The sequence below is a fragment of the Lysobacter korlensis genome (genome assembly GCF_042434515.1).
On record NZ_JBHLTG010000001.1, the window covers coordinates 527,787 to 547,205 of the forward strand.

General features: G+C 65.5%; 17 protein-coding genes. 12 read left to right on the plus strand and 5 right to left on the minus strand.

Going from position 1 to position 19,419, the window contains the following annotated elements; translation table 11 throughout:
• Positions 1 to 53 precede the first annotated feature (53 nt).
• From ACFFGH_RS02255 to ACFFGH_RS02280, 6 genes are all read left to right on the plus strand, one after another.
• Complete coding sequence (locus ACFFGH_RS02255; protein WP_386664439.1) at positions 54 to 578, plus strand: hypothetical protein; 525 nt, start codon at positions 54 to 56, stop codon at positions 576 to 578.
• Between the two features lie 559 nt (positions 579 to 1,137).
• Positions 1,138 to 1,518 (plus strand): VOC family protein, encoded by a 381-nt coding sequence (locus ACFFGH_RS02260; protein ID WP_386664441.1) that lies wholly within the window; start codon positions 1,138 to 1,140, stop codon positions 1,516 to 1,518.
• 197 nt (positions 1,519 to 1,715) lie between these two features.
• Positions 1,716 to 3,815, plus strand: coding sequence for an MASE1 domain-containing protein (locus ACFFGH_RS02265; RefSeq protein WP_386664443.1), 2,100 nt, complete (start codon positions 1,716 to 1,718; stop codon positions 3,813 to 3,815).
• A 151-nt stretch (positions 3,816 to 3,966) separates the two neighbouring features.
• Complete coding sequence (locus ACFFGH_RS02270) at positions 3,967 to 4,287, plus strand: transposase (protein ID WP_386664444.1); 321 nt, start codon at positions 3,967 to 3,969, stop codon at positions 4,285 to 4,287.
• Positions 4,269 to 4,883, plus strand: coding sequence for an IS3 family transposase (locus tag ACFFGH_RS02275; protein ID WP_386667296.1), 615 nt, complete (start codon positions 4,269 to 4,271; stop codon positions 4,881 to 4,883). Before ACFFGH_RS02270 ends, ACFFGH_RS02275 begins: the two co-directional genes overlap by 19 nt.
• 35 nt (positions 4,884 to 4,918) lie before the next feature.
• Positions 4,919 to 5,116: an IS3 family transposase gene (locus ACFFGH_RS02280; protein WP_386664445.1), complete on the plus strand. Its 198-nt coding sequence runs from the start codon at positions 4,919 to 4,921 to the stop codon at positions 5,114 to 5,116.
• Positions 5,117 to 5,190: 74 nt separating this feature from the next.
• Here ACFFGH_RS02280 and ACFFGH_RS02285 read toward each other — a convergent pair whose 3' ends face one another.
• Together ACFFGH_RS02285 and ACFFGH_RS02290 are read right to left on the minus strand one after the other, a co-directional pair.
• Positions 5,191 to 5,772 (minus strand): hypothetical protein, encoded by a 582-nt coding sequence (locus ACFFGH_RS02285; protein ID WP_386664446.1) that lies wholly within the window; start codon positions 5,770 to 5,772, stop codon positions 5,191 to 5,193.
• Positions 5,773 to 6,010: 238 nt separating this feature from the next.
• Positions 6,011 to 6,487 carry a hypothetical protein gene (locus ACFFGH_RS02290; RefSeq protein WP_386664447.1) on the minus strand — a complete coding sequence of 159 codons (477 nt, stop codon included), beginning with the start codon at positions 6,485 to 6,487 and terminating at the stop codon, positions 6,011 to 6,013.
• A 443-nt stretch (positions 6,488 to 6,930) separates the two neighbouring features.
• Here ACFFGH_RS02290 and ACFFGH_RS02295 point away from each other — a divergent pair, with 443 nt between their 5' ends.
• Positions 6,931 to 7,674 carry a hypothetical protein gene (locus ACFFGH_RS02295; protein WP_386664449.1) on the plus strand — a complete coding sequence of 248 codons (744 nt, stop codon included), beginning with the start codon at positions 6,931 to 6,933 and terminating at the stop codon, positions 7,672 to 7,674.
• A gap of 496 nt (positions 7,675 to 8,170) precedes the next feature.
• Positions 8,171 to 9,649 (plus strand): serine hydrolase domain-containing protein, encoded by a 1,479-nt coding sequence (locus tag ACFFGH_RS02300; RefSeq protein WP_386664450.1) that lies wholly within the window; start codon positions 8,171 to 8,173, stop codon positions 9,647 to 9,649.
• Positions 9,650 to 9,697: 48 nt separating this feature from the next.
• On the opposite strand, the gene ACFFGH_RS02305 is transcribed toward ACFFGH_RS02300, so the two are convergent.
• Positions 9,698 to 10,978 (minus strand): phospholipase D-like domain-containing protein, encoded by a 1,281-nt coding sequence (locus tag ACFFGH_RS02305; protein ID WP_386664452.1) that lies wholly within the window; start codon positions 10,976 to 10,978, stop codon positions 9,698 to 9,700.
• A gap of 418 nt (positions 10,979 to 11,396) precedes the next feature.
• Between ACFFGH_RS02305 and yiaA the strand changes: the two genes are divergently transcribed.
• On the plus strand, positions 11,397 to 11,831 hold the full coding sequence (gene yiaA / locus ACFFGH_RS02310; protein ID WP_386667298.1) for an inner membrane protein YiaA: 435 nt from the start codon (positions 11,397 to 11,399) through the stop codon (positions 11,829 to 11,831).
• 427 nt (positions 11,832 to 12,258) lie between these two features.
• Positions 12,259 to 13,128, plus strand: a complete 870-nt coding sequence (locus tag ACFFGH_RS02315) for a hypothetical protein (RefSeq protein WP_386664454.1) — start codon at positions 12,259 to 12,261, stop codon at positions 13,126 to 13,128.
• Between the two features lie 127 nt (positions 13,129 to 13,255).
• Here the strand turns inward: ACFFGH_RS02315 and ACFFGH_RS02320 are convergent, their stop codons facing one another.
• Entirely contained in the window at positions 13,256 to 15,361 is a 2,106-nt protein-coding gene (locus tag ACFFGH_RS02320) for an Ig-like domain-containing protein (protein WP_386664456.1), read from the minus strand.
• A 717-nt stretch (positions 15,362 to 16,078) separates the two neighbouring features.
• On the opposite strand from ACFFGH_RS02320, the gene ACFFGH_RS02325 reads away from it, so the two are divergent.
• Positions 16,079 to 17,149 (plus strand): hypothetical protein, encoded by a 1,071-nt coding sequence (locus ACFFGH_RS02325; protein WP_386664458.1) that lies wholly within the window; start codon positions 16,079 to 16,081, stop codon positions 17,147 to 17,149.
• A gap of 339 nt (positions 17,150 to 17,488) precedes the next feature.
• On the plus strand, positions 17,489 to 18,232 hold the full coding sequence (locus ACFFGH_RS02330; protein WP_386664460.1) for a DUF4184 family protein: 744 nt from the start codon (positions 17,489 to 17,491) through the stop codon (positions 18,230 to 18,232).
• Positions 18,233 to 18,342: 110 nt separating this feature from the next.
• On the opposite strand, the gene ACFFGH_RS02335 is transcribed toward ACFFGH_RS02330, so the two are convergent.
• A complete protein-coding gene (locus ACFFGH_RS02335; RefSeq protein ID WP_386664461.1) occupies positions 18,343 to 19,272 on the minus strand; it encodes a tetratricopeptide repeat protein in 930 nt (309 codons plus the stop codon).
• Positions 19,273 to 19,419: the final 147 nt, after the last annotated feature.

Genomic DNA, 19,419 nt, shown 5'->3' on the forward strand with positions numbered 1-19,419 from the left:
ATGCCCTCTAGCGCGCATCCGGCTGGCAGGCGAGATTACGGAGCAGTTCGACGGTGGACGAGGTGCCTTCGTCCGGGCTGGATGTGACGCTCGCCGATAACGGCACTGGTGACGGGATCAGGTTCACTTCTTACTGGGTTTGCAAGGTGGCGGATACGAGCAGCAGCTTCAAGCACATGGTCGAGGCGGCTGTCAGCTCAGCGAGCGGGACTTTATCGCTAAGAGGGGCTGGCTTCCTTGAGTCCCAGAGTCCTCGCGGGGGCGTGGATCAGGGGTTGATTTTTATCGATGACCGGAACGGACTGGCTTTGCTGTTCGTAAATCTGCCAAGCCAAGGTGAGCGAAATTGCTATGTCGCTCAAAAGGGCGAAACGCCGACGTTGCCACCTAGCACAAGGTGGACGCCCTATCGCCAATTGCTGATCGAAGAGCCTTGGGGGTGTGCCCAAGAGAAGATGGAAAGGGCTTTGAAGCAGATTCAAGAAGGCGATCTTCAGGATGTGCCTGATTGGGTTTCCATCGTGTGTGAGATCGGAACGAATTATTCGTTGATCACTGAGCGCTGCAAGCCAGCTTAGCCCAGGAACGCCCCTTGCCGGCCAGATAACGGGGTCAGGTTCACTTCTTTGACAAGCTGGTGCTTCGCTTCGCTTCGCTTCGCAGTCGTGGCGAGACGGCGGATCACAAGGATCTGCTTGGCGGCAAAGGATCAGCAGGACGCGCACTGGATATGACCGGCCCCGGACGCAACGAGAGCTATCGCGGATGTTCGTTAACTGCGCAGGCTATGAGCTCCAAGGGCGGAGTGCACCACCGAGCTTGGGTGTGCGTGACCGACGCGGCCGGGCTGTGGCGGGGCCCGTTCATAGACTACGAGACCGTTTTATCGACCGAAGACAAAGCGCGGGACGCGGCAATTCGCATCGGCAGAGAAGTGATAGATGCTCAGTTAGACGCGCGCCCTTGCCGATGGCAGCCAGTGAGCGGCCGCTGGGGTGATCTGCCCAGCAAGTAAGACGGCTAAGGGGACGGAAGCAGTAAAACAAAGGGGTCAGGTTCATTTCTTCACCGCCCGACCCACGGGGGTCTAGCAAACGGGCCTGAAGCCGCTGAGCCCGGCGGCCGGAGAAGCAGTCAGTGCGAATCGACCACATCACGCTGCTCGTGACATCGCTGGACGCATCGATGCGGTACTACGACACGCTGCTGCCGCTGATCGGCTTCACCAAGCAGCGCGACCACGTCTGGACCGACGGCGACGGGTTCTACCTGCAGTTCAACGAGGCGCGGCCCGGGACATCGCCGTACGAGCGTTATGGCGCGGGCATGAACCATGTCGGCTTTGCAGCCCGCTCGGCGGACGAGGTGGCGTCCATCCGTACCGCGATGCAACAGGCCGGCTTCGAAGTTCCGGACCTGCAGCATTTCGGCGACGTCACCGCGCTGTTCATGCGCGACCCCGACGGCATCCGCTTCGAAGTCACGTATTTCCCGCCCGGCGTAGCGCCGGTCGACTAAGCCGAAGCCCGAGATAAGGGGGCGGGTTCATTTCTCCGAAATTTGAACCTGGCCTTTTTGCTCGGCATCGGTCCCTGCGCTCCCTCCCGCCAAAGGGACGGCGCCCAAAGCTCGCTTCGTTCAGCGCCGTGGTCGGCTTCGCACCGGCATTGGAAGCGCTCGCCGGCTGCTTCACACCCCTTTCGTACACTGCCCCGATGAACCACATGCATGCCTCTGCCTGGCGGGCTGCAACGGCAGCAGCTGGTTTACTCATCGTCTACTTTCTGACCGCAGTTCTCTCCCTGCAGTGGGCGACGGTCAAAGGGGCCGGGGCCGCAGTCTGGATCCCTGCAGGCGTCGGCATGGTCGGGCTACTGTTCGGAGGGATCCGGCTGTGGCCGAGTATTTTTATCGCGCGTCTGCTTGCCGGCTTCGCCACCGGAAGCGAGCAGCCGATCTGGGCGGAACTGGGCATTGCCGCGGGGAATGCCGCTGCCACCGTACTCGGGGTGTGGCTGCTCCAGGGCCGAGGCGGCGGAATTCCCCGCCTGGACTCCCTTCGATCCATGTTGCGGTTTCTCGCGGCGGGCGCGCTGATCCCGTCCGCTCTCGCAGCAACCGTCGGCGCGACCTGCGTGGTTGTTTCGTCGGACCTGGCGGCAGCGGATTTCCCACTGGTCTGGCTGCGCTGGGCTTCGGCGAACGCCGCATCGGTCATGGTCATCACCGGGCTCGCGCTGGCGTGGTGGCACGAGCGGCCCACGGCCGGCGAGCGGTGGCACCTGGCTGCCATCGTGTCGGTCAACACCGCTGCGGCGTTCCTGATCTTCCACACGGGGCCGGACTATCCATTCCGGGCCTGGCACATCTACCCCTTCCTCATCTGGGCGGCGCTGGCGCTCAGGGTCGTCGGGGCGAGCAGCGTGCTGCTGGTGGTGGGGTGCGCTGCCGTAAGCGGCGTGCTGGCCGATGTGGGCCCGTTTGCCAATATCGCCGCCACCGCAATCAGCGCCCTGATGCATGTCCAGCAGTTCCTGGTGCTGACGGCGAGCACCATATTGCTGCTCAGCGCCGTCGCGGATGAGCGCCGCGGCAAGAGCGCGCTGCAGAAAGCGCAGGCCGAACTCAGCGAGCTCAACCGGGTACTGGAAGAGCGCGTGCAGGAGCGCAGCGAGGCCCTGCGGCGCAGTGAGCGCGCCCTGTTGCAGGCGCAGAAGCTGGAGGCGCTGGGGCAGCTGACGGGCGGCATCGCGCACGATTTCAACAATCTGCTCCAGACCATCAATACCTCGTTCGAGCTGATCACGCGTCAGTCGGGCTCGCCGGAGAAGATCGAGAAGGTTGCGGTCATGGGAAAGCGGGCCACGCAGAGCGCGGTCAAGCTCACCCGCCAGCTGCTCACGTTCTCCAGGACGCAGGAGCTCGAAAGCGAGGTCATCGAGCTGGGGCCATTCCTGGAGAACATTAAGGATCTGGTGCGAACCTCCGTCGGTTCGGCAGTGACGCTCGCGCTCGACCTGGAGCGCGCTGGCGGCGTTCATGTGTCGACTGATCGGAATCAGCTGGAGCTGGCGATCATCAATCTCGCGGTGAACGCCCGGGATGCAATGTCGGGCGGTGGTCGCCTCGAGATCGGAGCCACAGACGCGTTCTACCGGCAGGAGCCGGATATCCCGGACGGGCGGTACGCACGTATCTGGGTGCGCGACACGGGGCACGGCATGGCCGAGGACGTTCTGGCCCGGGCGTTCGAGCCTTTTTTCACCACGAAGAAGGTGGGCAGTGGCACGGGGCTGGGCCTGAGCATGGTGTATGGGTTGGCCAAGAAATCCGGGGGCAAGGCGGTGGTGGAATCGGCCCCGGGCCAGGGCACGACGGTGTCGATCATCCTGCCGCGCGTAGAGCCAGCGGGGGAGGCGAGCAGCGCGGCCACGCACGCTGCGCCGCGATCACTGGCGGGCGTGCGGGTGCTGCTCGTCGACGACGAAGCCCACGTGCGAAGCGCCATCGCCGCGATGCTCGCCGAGCTCGGGTGCCATGTGGCGGAAGCACAGTCCGCGGCGGAAGCGCTCGCGCGGATTGAACAGGAGCATTGGGGCCTGATCGTGCTCGACCACACCATGCCCGGGATGCTGGGCGCCGAGCTCGCGCAGCGTATACGGCAGCAGGGAAAGGACACGCCGATCGTACTTGCCACCGGCGCCGCGAATATCGAGAAGCTGCTGCCCGGTGACCTCGTCCGCGTTCACCTGTTGCGCAAGCCCTTCAGCATCACCCAGCTCCATCAGGCCGCTGACTTGGCGCTTGCGAGCTGAACCATGCGGCCAAGGGGGGGGCGACCAAGCGGCCAAGGGGGGGGGCGACCAAAGCGTGAAAAGGGGTCAGGTTCTTTTCTTGGAAAAGCGAACCTGGATTGGCCCGCCTTCCACAGACACCTGAGAATGGGGACGGCCCCGGAGGTGTTGGATGGAAAGGCAGCGGTTCACTGCGGAGTTCAAGCGCGAAGCAGTGCGCTTGATGGAGCGTGGCGATAAGCCGGTGGCGCAGCTCGCCCTGGAGCTGGGCGTGCCGCGCAACCGGCTCTACAAGTGGCGCGACGCGTTGCAGGCCGAAGGCGAGCAGGCATTCCGTGGCTCGGGACGCAGATCGCCCCAGCAGCAGGAGCTGGCGCAGCTGCGAAAGCAGGTCGCTCGGCTCGAGCAGGAAAACACAATCCTAAAAAAAGCGACGGCGTACTTCGCGAGCGCGTCCAAGCGCGGTACGCCTGGATCGACGGACAAAGGATGACCTACCCGCTGGCCGACCTGTGCCGTGCGCTGCAGGTGTCGGTGAGCGGCTATCACGGATGGAAGCAGCGCGCGCCAAGCGCACGCAAGCAAGCTGACGTGCGCCTGGCAGCGGTCATTGCAGCGACGCATCACGAGCTGCGCGAGCGCTACGGCAGCCGCCGCCTGTGGCGCGAGCTGCGCGAGCGCGGCATCGAGTGCGGCCGACACCGCATGGATCGGCTGCGTCGCGAGCACGGCCTGTGGACGCGTCGGCGCCGTCGCTTCATGCGTGCGCGTGCTGCGTACCAGCGCACGCCGGCCGCGCCGCGTCTGTGCACGTGGCCATTTGCGGCGACTGCGCCTGACCGGCTCTGGGTGGGCGACATGACCGTGCTGCCGACGCGCGAAGGACCACTGCACTTCGCTGTGCTCGTCGATGTCTGCAGCCGTCGCGTAGTGGGCTGGGCGATGGACGATCACCAGCGCTTGGACCTGACCGAGCGGGCGCTCGACATGGCCCTGCACCACCGCAGGCCCAAGCCCGGCCTAATCCTTCACCACGACCGCGGCAGCCGCGCTACCGGGCAAAAGCGGAGGCAGCGAAAATCCAGCTGAGCATGAGCCGGCCGGGTATGCCTTACGACAACGCGATGGCCGAGAGTTTCTTTGCCACGCTCATGCTGGAACTGACCGACGACAAGCCGTTCAAGAACCGCGAAGCCGCACGTAGTGCGGTGTTCGAGTATGTCGAGCTGTTCTACAACCGCATCCGCATGCATTCGGCGCTGGGCTACCGATCACCGATGCAGGCGGAGCGGGATTACCAAACGGTCAGGTCTGTATCCTGACTACCCGTCTGTGGAATGCGGGGCAGTCCAACCTGACCCCTTCTGCGTCCTTCGTTTGCCGGCCTAGCAAAGACCTAGAAGCTCGCACGTACTCCGAGCTTGTACTCCGTCCGCAGATCGCCGATCTCAAGGCCGCCGGTCACGCCCCAGGTGTCGCCCAGCTTGACGAGGCCGCCCAGCTCTCCGGCATAGCGCGTGCTGTCGAGCGTCTGATCGGTGTAGTGCGCCTTGGCCCACGCTTCGGTCCGCGTCCCCATCTGGCCCCGCACCCCTGCGCTTATGCGCCCGGTGTTGACGCCGTAGCGTCCGATTTCGTCGCGCAGGTAGCCCGCTTCGCCTAGAACCTCGACGCCGGGCGCGATGCCGTGCGCATAACCGATGCCGAGCTGCATCCTGGACTGGTCCAACCCCCGGAATGGGCCGTCACCGCTTCCCGCGCGGTAGCCGCCGAAGCCGTAGGCGCCCGTGGCACCCAGGGCGACCGAGCCCTGTATATAGCCACCGTCGAAATTCGTATCCCGGAGCATCCAGCCAAACCCGTCCTCGGTAAGCCGGGCAGCCCCGACTTCAACGTGGGTATGCGATAGATCGCCAGCGGATGCGAGGCAGGGTGCAGCGGCCGCCATCATGGCGACCAGCGCGTGCGGGTACTTCATGAGAATCCTCCATGCTCATAGCCCGCATGACGCGGGGCGGTCCAGTGCGGAGCGCGCATGAAAGACTGGGCGGGGACGCGTTTGGTTCTCGGCAGGTTGCCAATGGTTCAGCTTGCGGCACCTGGATCAGCGGGTCAGGTTCGCTTTAGCGAAGTCGCGCTCGAGAACGCGTATCTCGCCGAGTAGCGGGTCAAAGCCACTCGTTTGGAATTCAAGCCTGATCCTGCTGCTCGTTTACTCAGAGCGGTCCGATAAAGGGCAAGCCTTCGCTCGCGCTGGCCGCGGCACAGTTGCGTGCGTGCAGGTCCGCCTCATCGAGCTGCGGCAGCAGCGTGACCAACGATCGTCCCGCCTGCGCGCTCTCGTGCACGGCGTCCAGAAGCGTGGTGGTCGAGACAAGCGCGTCGCGGCATGCGCCGAGCGGGCGCGAAGGATCGAGTTCAACCGCATCCAGCTGGGCCACCAGGCTGCGCGACATGGTTTTCGCAGTCGACACGGCGGCAGCGAACTGGCCGTTCAACAGCGGCTCGTTCTTCAGCTCGCCCAGCTCCCGCTCGCCCGTGATGTAGGGCCGGACGCCTGACAGGGATTTCTGCGTGAACTGTTCGATCTGCTCGGCCACGAGTTGGGCTTTGAGGGTTTCGACCTCGGCCTCGTACCCGCATCCAGCGAGAAGCGCGGTAGCGATTGTGAGGATCAGGCGCGATTGGTTCACGGAAAGTCCTTTTCGAGTTTCGTGTAAAGGCGAGCGGAGATGCGTGTCCGTGCGCCGCGCGCGCGGAACCGAGCGATGCCTATTGTCGGGCGTTTGGCGGGTTTTTGCTCCCGCCAGCATTGGCTTCAGTTTCGCTTTCTCTACGAGCCGGCTTTTCGCCGTCGTCAGAGCCGAAACCGAAGATCGCCACCGTTCACGCCGGTGCGCGAGCTGCTCCTGTTGCGGCGGGACTAACCGAAACTATTGCGCCGGACTTGTCCCGCTCGGACGTGAGCGCCTGTTCGTTCCTGCCGGTTGGAATGCTCATCAAGCTTTACCGGCGTGGGCAGGGCAATATCACCGGCTCCGGCAATACCGGCAGCAAGGGCGCGTGAGCGGGACCCTGCCAGGGGTGGCGGGCCGCCTACGCGCCGCAGTACATCAACTCAAAGGGGAGCAACACGATGGGAAAGGGATTCTTGCGATCGCTGGGTCTGGTCGCAGCACTATGGGCGGGCGTTGCGTCGGCCGAGGCGGTAACCACCGTCAAGGTGGGGGATGCGGAACTGCAGGTGCCCGTTGAAGACGGATACCTGGCCGCCAGCGTCAGCGCGCCGACGCTGTATTCCATGTCGCAGGCAGGCCTGCCGGTTACGCACCGGTTGGTGGAAGGGTTCATGAGCCGGGCCGATCTCAAGCGCGTGCTCATCGGTCAGCGGCCTGAGCAGGTGTTCTACCAGGTGCAGGTGATGCGCGACGCCGAGCAAGTCGAGCTCAGTGAGCAGGAGTGGCAGCAGGCGCGCCCGCAGATCGCCCAGAGCATGGGAGCGGTCGACATGCAGGCGCTCGCCGACTCGATGCAACGTGGCGCGAGTGAGCGCATGAGCGAGACGGCCGGGCTCGATGTCGAAGTCAGTTTCGGCAAGGTGGGCGCGCCGACGTTGTATGGCGATGATCCGAACTCGCTTCGCTTCGTGATGCTGCTGCCCATCAACGGACAGGTCGCAGGACAGCAGCACGCCGTCACGCTCGAGTGCGCCGGGGCGGTCGCCCGCGTCGGCGGCAAGCTGCTGTTCCTGTTTGCGTACCGCGACCACACGGGCGGGGCGGATGCGGCGACGGTGAGGACGGCCCTTGACCGGTTCGTCGACCGCACCGTTGCGCTCAACTCTACGGTGGCGGGTCAGGCGGAAGGCGTGGCCAAGTAGGTAGATAGCGAAGTCAGGGAATTCTCTGGCGCCGTACGTGTATCGGGGCTGGTTCACTTCGCTGAGGCGCTGACTTTTGCGCTGCGACTTGTCCCCGGACGCTCGCCGGTGCGGTACGGCGCATCGCAACGGGGTCAGGTCTGCTTCCTCAGAAGCCCGACCAATCAGAAACAAGTCGGGTTCAGTTTTTCAGGAATCGAACCCGACTCTTTCGAGCATTCGCCGACAGGCTCGAAGGGCAGGGGCCCTCGAAAGCATGGGGGGCGCAAGTCGAAGGCATTGGGGGATGCAGGTAGAGAGCGTTCGACGAACGCTCGATAGCGGCGTACCGCCAGGCCGAACTGCGTCCGTGCTTCTTGCAGTTATGTCCGCTTCCGGCCTGCAACGGCCGACAGGCTTCTGCCTCCCTTATCCTCGGCCGGTGAACCACGCCGCCGCGCGCCTGTCGTCAACCGACGAAGGCCAGGTGCGTTGTCATGGACATAGGAGGTCCACCATGCACCGAGCCATACCCTTCATCTCGGCGGCGCTTGCCGTCACTGCCGCTGTCTCGGGCAGCGCCAACCCGCTTGCGGCAGGCGCCCGCGTTGATGGGCGCCACATCGCCGATCGCCTGTTTGCCGCGCTGGTCGAAGCGAACGGGGTCCCCGGCATGGGCGCTGCCGTTGTGCTCGATGGCGCGGTGGTCTGGACCGGAAGTACAGGCATGCGCGATGTTGAAGCCGGGCTGCCTGTGGATCCGAATACCGTCTTTCGCCTCGCCAGCGTCTCCAAGCTGGTCACCGCGACGGCCGCAGCGAAACTCGGCGAAGCGGGGCGGCTCGACCTCGACGCGCCGGTCCAGTCCACGCTGCCGTGGCTGCGGGCGCACTGGGCGCCGCTGACGGCGCGCCAGCTCGCAGCTCACACCGCGGGCCTGCCGCATTACCAGGACATCGACCAGGGGCTCGGCGCGCAGCACTACGCCACCGTGCGCGACGCGGTCGGCATCTTCGAAGGCCGCCCGCTGCTTACCGCCCCGGACAGTGCGTACCACTACTCGTCCTGGGGCTACACGCTGCTCAGCGCTGTGGTCGAAGCGGGAGCGGGCGAACCCTTCCTCGACTACGTGGGCCGGGAGGTGGCGCCGGGCCTGGGAATCGGTGCCGTTGCGCCCAACGATAACAACCCGGACGCGTCGGCTACCTACGGGTTCGTAGATGGCACGGCGGCGCGGCTGCCGGCGCATGACTTCAGCTACACCTGGGGCGGAGGCGGGCTGGCCGCGACGCCGCGGTCGATTGCGCTGTTCGGAAGCCGGGCCGTCGATGGAACGATCGTGTCGCGCGCGACGTTCGACGCGATGTTGCAACCTGCTCGCCTGTCGGATGGATCCACGGTACGCGAGCGCGACTACGAGGTCGGGTTTGGATGGCGCGCCGGCCGCGACATCGATGGAAACCCGATCGCCCACCATGCGGGCACGACCGTAGCAGCCCGCAGTGCGCTCGTCGTCTGGCCAACGCGGGGCGTCAGTGCCAGCGTGCTGTCCAACGCGCAGTGGACGTCGTCGATCGAGCGCACCGCGGAGATGCTCGCGGCACCGTTCCATACGAGACCCACGGCTGACCGCCAAGGCGGCGCGTCGTGCCCGGTGGACGCCGTTGCCTACGAGGCCGAGTTCGAAGGCGCACGATTCAACGGCACCGCGACGTTTACTGATCAGGACGGCCTCTGCAGTGGGCGAATCACGCTGACCGAGGGACCATTGCGCACCTGGTTGAACGGCTTCCCGCAGCGCGATGCGGATGCACTGGACATCATCGGCGTGCATCCCCGGGCCGGCATCAGTCGCGCCGCTCTGGTGACACCGATCGGCCTGCACGACCTGCGCACGGACATCGACGGGCGCACGCTACGCGTCAACTTCGGACCGAACCGCTCGCTCGTCGTTCGACTCAACGCAAAAGCGGCAACGGCAGTTAAGTCAGGCTGACTGCCGCCGCCCGTTCTGCTCAGGCCGAAAGTGGCCCGGTGTCGCGACTTACAGCAGCTCGTTGATGCTGTACGCCGCGTAGTCCTTCAGCTTGTGCCACGCGCCGCGCCTCCGCCATTGATCGAGCTTCACTTCGATCGCATCGGCCGCATAGCGTTCGAAGATCGAGTCGAGTTGGCCGGCGAGTCCGCGATCGAGGAGGCCAAGCGTGATCTCGTCGTTCGTCTCGAACGAGCGATCGTCGAAGTTGCTCGAGCCGACCGCGCTCCACACGCCATCGACCGTCATCACCTTCTGGTGCAGCAGCGCGTTCGGGTACTCGAACAATCGCACCCCGGCTTGCAGCAGCCGGTCGAAATTGCGGTGGCCGGCGTGCTGCACCATTGCGTTGTCCGAGCTGCCGGTCGTCGGCATGAGCACGCGCACGTCGACGCCGCGCGCCACCGCTTCGCCGAACGCGACGATCGTGGCGGGCTCGGGGATGAAGTACGGGTTCTGGATCCAGATGCGCTTCTTGGCAAGGCAGATGACCGTGTGGTGCAGCACCTTCACCGCGGGCGCTGAACCCTCGGGTTTGACGAACGCGGCGTGGATGATGAGGTCGCCTGCCGGTGCCAGCGGTGGAAACACGGCGTCGCCCGCGAACAATTCGCCGGTGTGACCCATCCAGTTCTCGCTGAAGGCCGCCTGCACTGCGTGCACGATCGGCCCGCGCAACCGCAGGCTGATATCGGTCACGCCGCCGGGGCCGATCTCCTGCGCCCAGTGATCGACGATGCAGTGGCCGCCGACGAACGCCTCTCGGCCGTCGATGATCACCATCTTGCGGTGGGTGCGGTCGTTGATCATGCCGAGGTGACGCAGCGACCGTTTGTGGAAGAACTCGACGCGGCAACCGGCGGCGCGCAGTTGCTCGGCGATCGGCCCGCGCACCTGCTTGCTGCCGATCGCGTCGAGCAGCACCCGCACGGCGACGCCGGCGCGGGCGCGTTCGGCGAGCGCTGCGGTCAGTCGCCGACTAAGCGCCCCGTCTTTCCACAGGAAGGTTTCAAAGTGCACGGTGCGGCGCGCGGTGCCGATCGCAGCCAGCATGGCGTCGAAGAACGCCGCGTTTTCGAGCAGTTCTACTGCATTGCCGGCGATGGGCGTGGCGAGCGAGAGGCCGGCCAGCGACGGCACCAGCTCGTCGATCGGTTGATCGCAGCTGACGCGAAGCACCGGGTCGGTGTGCCGGCGGACCGACCACAACACGAGGCCGAGCACGACCACCAGTGCGCCCGACAGCAGCGCGAATATGGCGGCCCAGCTCTCCGGCAGCGGCAGGTTCATGGGCAGGCCCGCCTGACAGACAGAACGGTGTCGGACGAAGTCGAGCGGGTCATCGGTCGCCGTCGATCGGAAGCTCGAGCGACGTTACGTGCGTGGTTGTGAGTGGGATCAGAAGGCGTCTGATGGGGGCAGGCCCGCTGGCCGGGAACAAGACGGCGGGTCTGCTTGCTCGATCACCAACCACGGCTCCGGGGTGCCGCGTCCAGTACCGGTGAGCCCGCCCGCGTGGCCCGGTTGGGGTCGCGGTGTGCGGCGTCACCGGGAGCGCCGATGTCGCCGCCACTCCCGCGAACGCGGATCGACCGATGGCCTGTTCTATAGTGCTCGGCGTTGCGTGATCGGCGGGGAGCCGGACGCCGGGCACGAACATCCGGGGCGCGCAACGTCGTCTTCCAACCAAGCAAAGGGGAATTGCGTGATTTACCGTCAGATCCAGCGCCCGACGGGCGCGTTCATTGGGGCATCGTGGTTGGCGCTTGCGGCGGGCGTGATTGCGTTTGTCGTTGGCCTGTGGAACGCCCCGATGGCGCTCAACGAGAAGGGCTATTACTTCACGGTGTTGATGTACGGGCTGTTCTCGGCCGTGTCGCTGCAGAAGTCGGTGCGCGACCGGCTCGAAGGGGGTGCCGTGACCGGGCTGTATTACGGCCTGTGCTGGGTGTCGCTGGGACTGTGCGTGATGTTGCTCGCGATCGGGCTTTGGAATGCGACGCTCGCGCCGAGCGAGAAAGGCTTCTACGCAATGGCGTTTCTGCTCGCGCTGTTCGGGTCGGTGGCGGTGCAGAAGAATGTGCGTGATCTCGCATTGCTCGGTGATTCGAGCGAGGCGCGGGAGCCGGTGACGGAAAGCTGATTCGCCACCAGCGACGGGCGCGCTTTCTCGCGCGCTTCGCGATCAACATGGTCGGCAGGGGTTGGGTTCGTGCGCTTGCAGCGCGGGCCTGACCCCCGATCAGTTTCAAAGCCCGGTCGCCCTTGCGAGTGCGTGGGCGTCCGCTGCCGTTTGATGGCTCGGGCGGGGCTTCGTGCTGGTGACGAAGTGTCTGTTCCTGTGGAGGGCGTGCCCACCACCTTTCAAACCCGGGCGCCACTTAAGTCGCACGTTGCACGTGCGGGTTCGTCCCGCTTGTTTCTTAGGTCAAAGTGCAGGCTGCACGGCGCGCATTAGCACTGCAGCAGGCTCATGCGTGCAAAAAAACAACATTCACTGAGGGCTCCGTTTCACACATGACGGCGGCGCGGCTTCCTAGCCTTTCAGCTCCCCACCGCCCGGAGCCGTCATGACCTCCCCCGTTCTGCGTCGCCCTGTCGCGATCGCGTTGTCGCTCGTGTTTGCGGCCGCCCAGACCTTCTCGACCGCTGCAGCCGCCGAAGTCGTCGTGGACGGCCCGCACTATGTGGCATTGCCTATTTATGCCCCGCAGGCAAACCGCACGAGCCTGGTCCAGACCTTTCGCGCCGAGGACCCGCGGATCCGCTTCGGCTTCGAGTTCGGCGTCTTCCATGGCGACAACCCCGAACTCTTCGACCCCTTCGGCGGAGTCACGCTGGTCTATCGCCTGTACGAGGGTGACACGTCGCTGAAGCGCCTGATCGCAACCCGCTACGTGGCAATGCCGCATGAGTTCGTCGACTCGGAGGACGCCTCCTCGAATGTTGGCTTCGTCGAGGCTGATTTCTCGCAGGTGCGGCTCAAGGTGGGCCGGCAGTATTCGATGCAGGTGACGCGGGACCCGAAGCCCAATGTGCACATCGGCGTTTGGGCCGCCGAGGGCAGTCCGTACGCGCACGGCATCGGATACAACCCGCCCGACGAGGATCCCAATACTCCAAGGGAATTCGACGCGGACTTCGACGCCTACTTCCGGATGACCCCGGTCACGACGACGCCGTGCGCTCGCACGCGGGCCCTGCGTAGCCGGATCTCGAGTGCACCCGGCATTTCGGCGCAGGACCGCAAGCGGTTGAACGCCAAGCTGACCGAGTCGCTGGTGAAGCCGTACCTGCCCTCGTACCAGAAGACCGCGTGCACGCAGCTCGACAGTTTCATCAAATATGTGGACCAGCATTCGCACCGGTTCAATGACGCGACCGCGGTCTATCTGTTCGACCGGGCCGACCTGATCAGGAAGAGCATTCCCTGCCGGTGAGTGATTAAGCCAAGCGCCGCCTGCGGCCGACGCTGCGGCGTCACGGCGTAGCCAGGTACGCCGGCGCGGCATAAAAAAAGGACGGGCGCACGGCAAAGCCGGCGCCCGTCCTTTTTTCGGCAGTGGATCAGTTGCGGTAAAGCGTCAACGGTCTCACTGTGCGACGCGTCAGGGGCTGGGCGGGGTAGCGCGCTGACGCGTATTCCTCTTCGACGAGATACTGCCGGTCATGCATGGATGCCAGCACCGTCCAGCGCCTGAACGTCACCGGGCACTGGCCGTCGGCACTGACCAGCGCACAGTCGCTTTCCGAAACGACAAGGGCGTCACCTTCGTAATAGAAGCCCCCTTCGTACTGCTTCAGCAAGGCGCCTTCGCTGTCGTTCGCCCACGCAAACCGCAAGATGTTTGTATAGCCGGAGCCATCGGATGAGCGTTCCTCGCCTCTCCCGTCCGCGAACGAAAAGCGCACGGTCCACGGGTCGAAAAGACTCAACGGTGCAGTCCATGCCAGGCCCGGGGACCATGCCGAGCCTGCCGACAGCAGCGGTAGCTCCGTGGTGGGCGTCTGCAAGCGAACCGACTGCTGGTAATGGGCGACGTACTTGGTCACGCCATTGACTTCGGCCACGCCGCGGCTGATCACGCCTGATGCGTGCTCGTTCTCGCGCGTCACGCGGACGTACTGCGTGGTGACAGGCCCTTGGCGCAGCACGATCGCGCCCGCTTCATTTCGCCTCCATTCAAACGATCCGCCCGGGACACGCTGAGCCGGTGTCCCGGAGCCATCGAGTGACGGCCCAAGCGCCTCAATACGACCGCTACCAGAAGCATCAAACGAGTGCACCGGGTAGTCGCAGTACCCGAACCCGGTCTGCAAGTCCGGTCGCAGGCAATACATCGCGAACGTTGCGCGTCCCGCAACCTCGGCAGCCGAATACGGGGCTACGGGCAGCTGTTCGTACCCGACCCATGTCGTGAAGCGCCGGGTAACGCGGTCAAGCGTCGGCCGGTCGGGGTGGACGAGAGCGATTGTGTCCTGCTGGAAGTACTGGTCGCCGTGCCGCCCCTCGAACAGCTTGATCAGCTTGCGGCTGGTCAGGTATCGCAGCTGGCGGATACTGGCGTCGCGGGTGCGAACGGTCGTTTCAGACAGAAGGTACTGACCGGAGGGGATAAACGTCGCGCGCCCGTGCTCGTCCGGCATAGGACTGAGTGGCGCGGCTTCGCGAGCATAGCCGTCAATAAAATTGACCTTGCCATCCGCGGTCGGTTCGATCAGCTCGACGCTGCGAATGCCGTCCCTCGAGGTCGACCCGATGTCGTCCCAGAGAAGCACCTGGGCCCGGTCGAATGAGCCTGCCGCAGGCGGCACGGTCTGTTCGGCCTTCAGCGCGGGGCGGGGGAAGTCGATCCCAACCATGGTGTCGGGCGGATTCCATTCGCGCCTGACTCGGCCGGGAGCGCTCGCATAGGTCAGCGCATCCACCCCCGCCGGCAGCGGATACCGGCCTGCGTCAACCGTGTCCAGGAAATCGGCCAGCTGCAACGTTGAAGTGATGTCCGCGCTCAGCAGTGCAGCTTCATACGCATCGTCACTGTCGGGCACGTCCCCATAAGCAGCAACTGCATGAGCCATCTGCGCAGAGGACAGAAAGCTCACCGTGACTGCATTGCTCTCGGCGCGCTCAAGCACCTGGTCGGTGCCTGCCGACTGGCGAAGACGGCCGAACGTGCCGAGATAGCTTTGCAGCCTCAACGACGACCCGGCCTCCGCGCCACGGGCCTCTACTACGGCGACCTCGTGATCTGCGAACCCGAGGCCCTGAACGCGGTAGCTGCCGTCGTGCGCCGTCGTGGTCGTGTATGTGCGCTCCCCCACCCGCAGTTCAACCTGCGTCGGAGCTTGCTGGGATCGCACCACGCGTCCGAGCACAGCGATCCGCTGGCCGATCGCCACCGTGACCTTGCCGTAACGGGGCGATCCGCCGCGTCGCGATTTGGCCTGGTAATAGAAGTCGACCGTGGACATCACGCCATCGGGCGCGGTGTAGGCAACCGTGTTTCCTACGATCCGGGCCGTGCCGGTGGCCGGCTGCAGCACGCGCAGAAGAACCCGATCGCCTTCGAGCGTCTGGTCGTTCGCGAGCACATCGATGACTACCGTGTCGCCTGCCGCCACTGTGGCGGAATCGGCGGCGAGCCGCTCGGCGCGCATGAGGCCGGGAGCCATCTTGACTGCGGCTTCGCCGGGCTCCGCCCCGTGCGGACTTGTGTTCTCCACCGCTGCCCATGCCGCAAGCGAAGCGACTACCAACGCACCACCCACGTGGCGCCCATATCTTCCGTGCATACGATCCCAGTGCTCCGATGACGGCGCGACCCCCAATGCTCGCGCCTGCGCGGATTATGAGGCACACGTCACGCTCCCGGGGGGGCTGCGCCCCGCGGAATGGTGGGCGCAGGCCTTGGTGCCAACGCAGCCAGGACCGCAGTGTTGCTGTTGCTGCCTTGCTTTCGGGGCCGAGGCGCGACGCTCGGGCCCTTTTGCCAGCCTTGATTCCCAGTCCGACCGCTGCCGCTGAGGCATGCGGGCGTGGCGGCGCCTGCCGGGAGGGCGAACAGCGACCCGCCGGTTAAGGGGAAATCCCACGGCGGGCGATACCCGCTGTGCTTCCCGCTCGCTCGGCGCAGTGGGTTACGAGTGGCCCCGACGGGGCGGGCTAAGCAAGCAAGCGGTCTGATGCGTTGGGATTGCACTTGTCTGGCGGGCCTGGGTCTCCGGCGCCGGCCTTGTGACCAGATCCCGGGCCAAGCCCCTCCATGGACCACGCACAGCCAGCCGTCACAGCCGGCTCATTGGCGACCCGACTGCAGATCGGCCCGTTCGGTTTCCTTTCCGAATCAAAACTTGGAAGATGGCCGTCTTCACCCAACATTCACAACAGCCATGATCCGAAGAGCCTCGCTCCGCCTCTCCTGCCTGCTGCTGATTGCGCTGGTCCCGCTTCAGGCCTTGGCAGCGCCGAAGGCCGTTCTTACTGCGCCGCACATGGACGGTCCAACCCGGGTGGAGTTCTCCACCGAAAAGGTGTCCAAGTGGACCGACCTGCCGCTGGGCACCTACCGCGTGCCCAACAGCGACGTGATCATTTCCGGCCATCAGAAAGGCGGTGCGGCGCCGATGCTGCTGTTCGGGCTGGTAGGCGTTGCCGTCCAAGGCGCGGTCAATGCACAGAACGGCAAGGAGGCCATGGCCTCCGCTGAGCAGGCGCTGACCTTCTCGATGCATGACCAAGCCACAGAGATGCTGCAGGGGCTGCTGGCGGAGAACGATTACGCGGGCAGGTTTACTGCCGCGGAAACCGGGCAGCGCAAGTTCGAGGTCACCGGCGCTGTGGTGCTCAGCTTCGCGAACCAGGCCGAGGCGCTGCCGTACGTTACGCTCCGGGTGAAATTGCTGGACGACAAGGGCAAGAAGGTCTGGACGACGCGTTACATCACGTCGGAAGGCGCACGCAAGCCGGTCGTAGGCGAGGGCAGTTGGACCGCCAACGGCGGCGCCCTTTTGCATTCGCATGTAAACACGATGCTGGAGCTGGCGCTTCGGACCATGCTGAAGGATATCGCCGAGCCTTATCCGCGAGACGAAGCCTCGCTGGTCACTGCGAAGGGCTTTTTTCCGCACGTCAACAAGCCGCTCCAGGTCGTCGGCTACAAGCTGGCCGAGGAAAATGGCCGCATGCTGTTCCTGCCCAAGCTCGGCACCAGCATCGTCTTCGCTGGCGTGAATGTCCTCGACACGCGCACCATGGCGCTGGCGCCTACGGTCAAAGGCGACGCCCCGCTGAAGCTGCTCAAGGTCGACGATCCGGCACTGCAGTTGCAGGCTCGCGTATCTGTCGAGCCGGTTGTGGCAACCACTGCCGCGATTGAGGCGCCGGCCGCGATCGATGCTGAGGTGGAAAGTTCGCCGGACGCCGGCGCCGCGGTCGAGCAGGAAGCCGAGGGCGGCCAGTGACGCGTTGAATGCGGATCGCAGGCAGCAGCAACGCCGGGCATGATCGCGAAGGGGCGGGGCCGATCTCCTCAAGGTCGGCCTCGCTCCTTTTTTTCAGGAACTGAAGCCATCAACAGCCGCGCTGGTGGCGTATCGGTCGTATCTCGCGGCCTGGATTCTCCCCCGGGCAGAATAGAGGCGGCGCCCGGGTGCCCTCCGCAGATCCCGGCAGGCCGGGATCCAACCGAGGTGTCCAGGGCGCCGGTTTGCGGCGCGCACCAAGCCAGGGCTTACGACGGAAATGGGAAACACACGTAACGGTAATCAGCCTCGCTTCCGGCGCTTTCCGAGTCGTCACCAATGCCGCTGACACCTTCGCACGCCGCTGCCGCGCTGCTTCTTGTACGGGTCCTGCCGCGCTTGCCGCTAGCCGCACTCGTCATCGGCAGTATGTCGCCCGACTTCGAGTACCTGCTGCGGCTTGCGCCGCGTGGTGAGTTCGGACACACCTCTACAGGCCTGCTCGTGTTCTGCCTGCCGGTTGGGCTTGTCGTATGGGCCATCTATCGCGCGTGGGTCCGACCCGTCGTGCTCGACCTGATGCCGCCCGGCCTCGCTGCGGGATACGCATGTGGCTGCAATGCGAGTTGGCTCGGCGGCGCGCTGGCAGTGTTGCTTGGTGCGCTGAGTCACGTGGTCTGGGACGCGTTTACGCATGCCGATGGCTTCTTTGTCGCTGTGCTGCCTGCGCTCGCGTCGGAGGCGCTCCCGAGCGTGTTTCCGGGGCTTCGCTGGTACAAGCTGCTTCAGCACGCCAGCACCGCGGTGGGTGCGATCGCTATCGTGTGGCTGGGGCTGCACTGGCTAAGGAGTCATCCGCCATACGCGCGTCACTTCGCCCCCGGGCAAGCGAAGCGTGCGGCTGCTTACCTCACGCTGGTGGTGCTCGTCTCTTGCGTGGGTGCACTGTTGAACGGCGCCCGCGCGGTTGACCGCGGGCTCGCCGCGACACTTGGCTACGCCGCAGTCGGGGGCATGGTTGGCTTTGCGCTCGCGTCTGCTGCGTTGGCGACGTGCTGGCGTACGGCGGCGTTAACCAGGTAGAACAGCCAGGAAGCCGGAGGATGGCGGCTTAGGTCCACGTCTTGGATTACACGGCGCGACGGCGCGCCATTCCACAGAGCCGAATCTGGGACGGGCCGGCTCGACGTCGTCTAACCGTCCCCGATGCGTGCAAGCGCCAGCCCGGCAGCTTCGCGCCAGGCCGGGCTGTATTTGCGGCCCGTGGCGGCGGCCAGCAGAGCCGAACGCACGGACTGCTTGCGCGTGGAATGCCGGTAGCCGGTCACGACCGCATCGACGGCCATTTCGCGCTTGCCCAGCTCGGCATAGGTCTGGCCGAGGTTGAGCCAAGTCGCGGCGCGGGTGGGGGCAATGTCCAGCGAACGCTGGAACTGGGAGCTCGCCTTGTCGTGCTCGCCGGCGAGCATGTAGGCGTAGCCGAGGTTGCCGAGGATTTCAGGGTCGCGCGGCTGCAGCGCGACGGCGCGCTCGAGCGAGACGATCGCCTGGTCCGGCCGGTCCGAGTTGATCAGCGCGATGCCTTCCTGGTTGAGGCTGCGTGCCTGCATCGGGTCGCGCGCGGTTGCGGCCGTGCGCGGCGTGTCCGGGCGCGATGGTTCGGCGCGAGGCGCTTGCGCCGGCTCGGCACGCATCGGCTCGACCGGGCGTGGCGCGGCCGCGGTGGCGGTCGCCGGTGCGGGTTCGCCACGCACGGGCTCGGCCGGGCGCGGTGCGGGCTGCGCGGGGGGCGGGCTGGGCGGCTCCATCACGACCGCCGTGCTCGGGCGCTCTTCGGGCTGGGGCAGCGCATCTTCGACGAGTGCCGGCTCCGGTTCCTCGCCGACCAGCACAGCCTCCTGCTCTGCGGTCGTGGTCGCCGCCGGCGCCTCATCGATGCCCGGCTCTTCACCGCTCTCCCAAGGCGGCCGCACGACGACTTTGTCGATCACGTGCGGCGTCCTGCCCGTGTCGGACTCGGCCATGGACTGTTCCGGCTCGTCGCTGCTGCACGCGCTCAGTGCGAGCGCTACTGCGAGCGTGAGGCCGAGCCGGGGTATCGCGCTGTCGGTGGGAAGTGGCATGCGCGGACGATAGGAGCGGCGTTGTTCAAGCTCCGTAGAAGGGATGTGCTCTCGCGGCGACGCATCGTCGGGCGTTCAGGTGGATCGCCATCCTTGAAGCGCAAGCCTGGGGTTTGCAGTAACAACACACTGAGCCCGCCGCGCGAC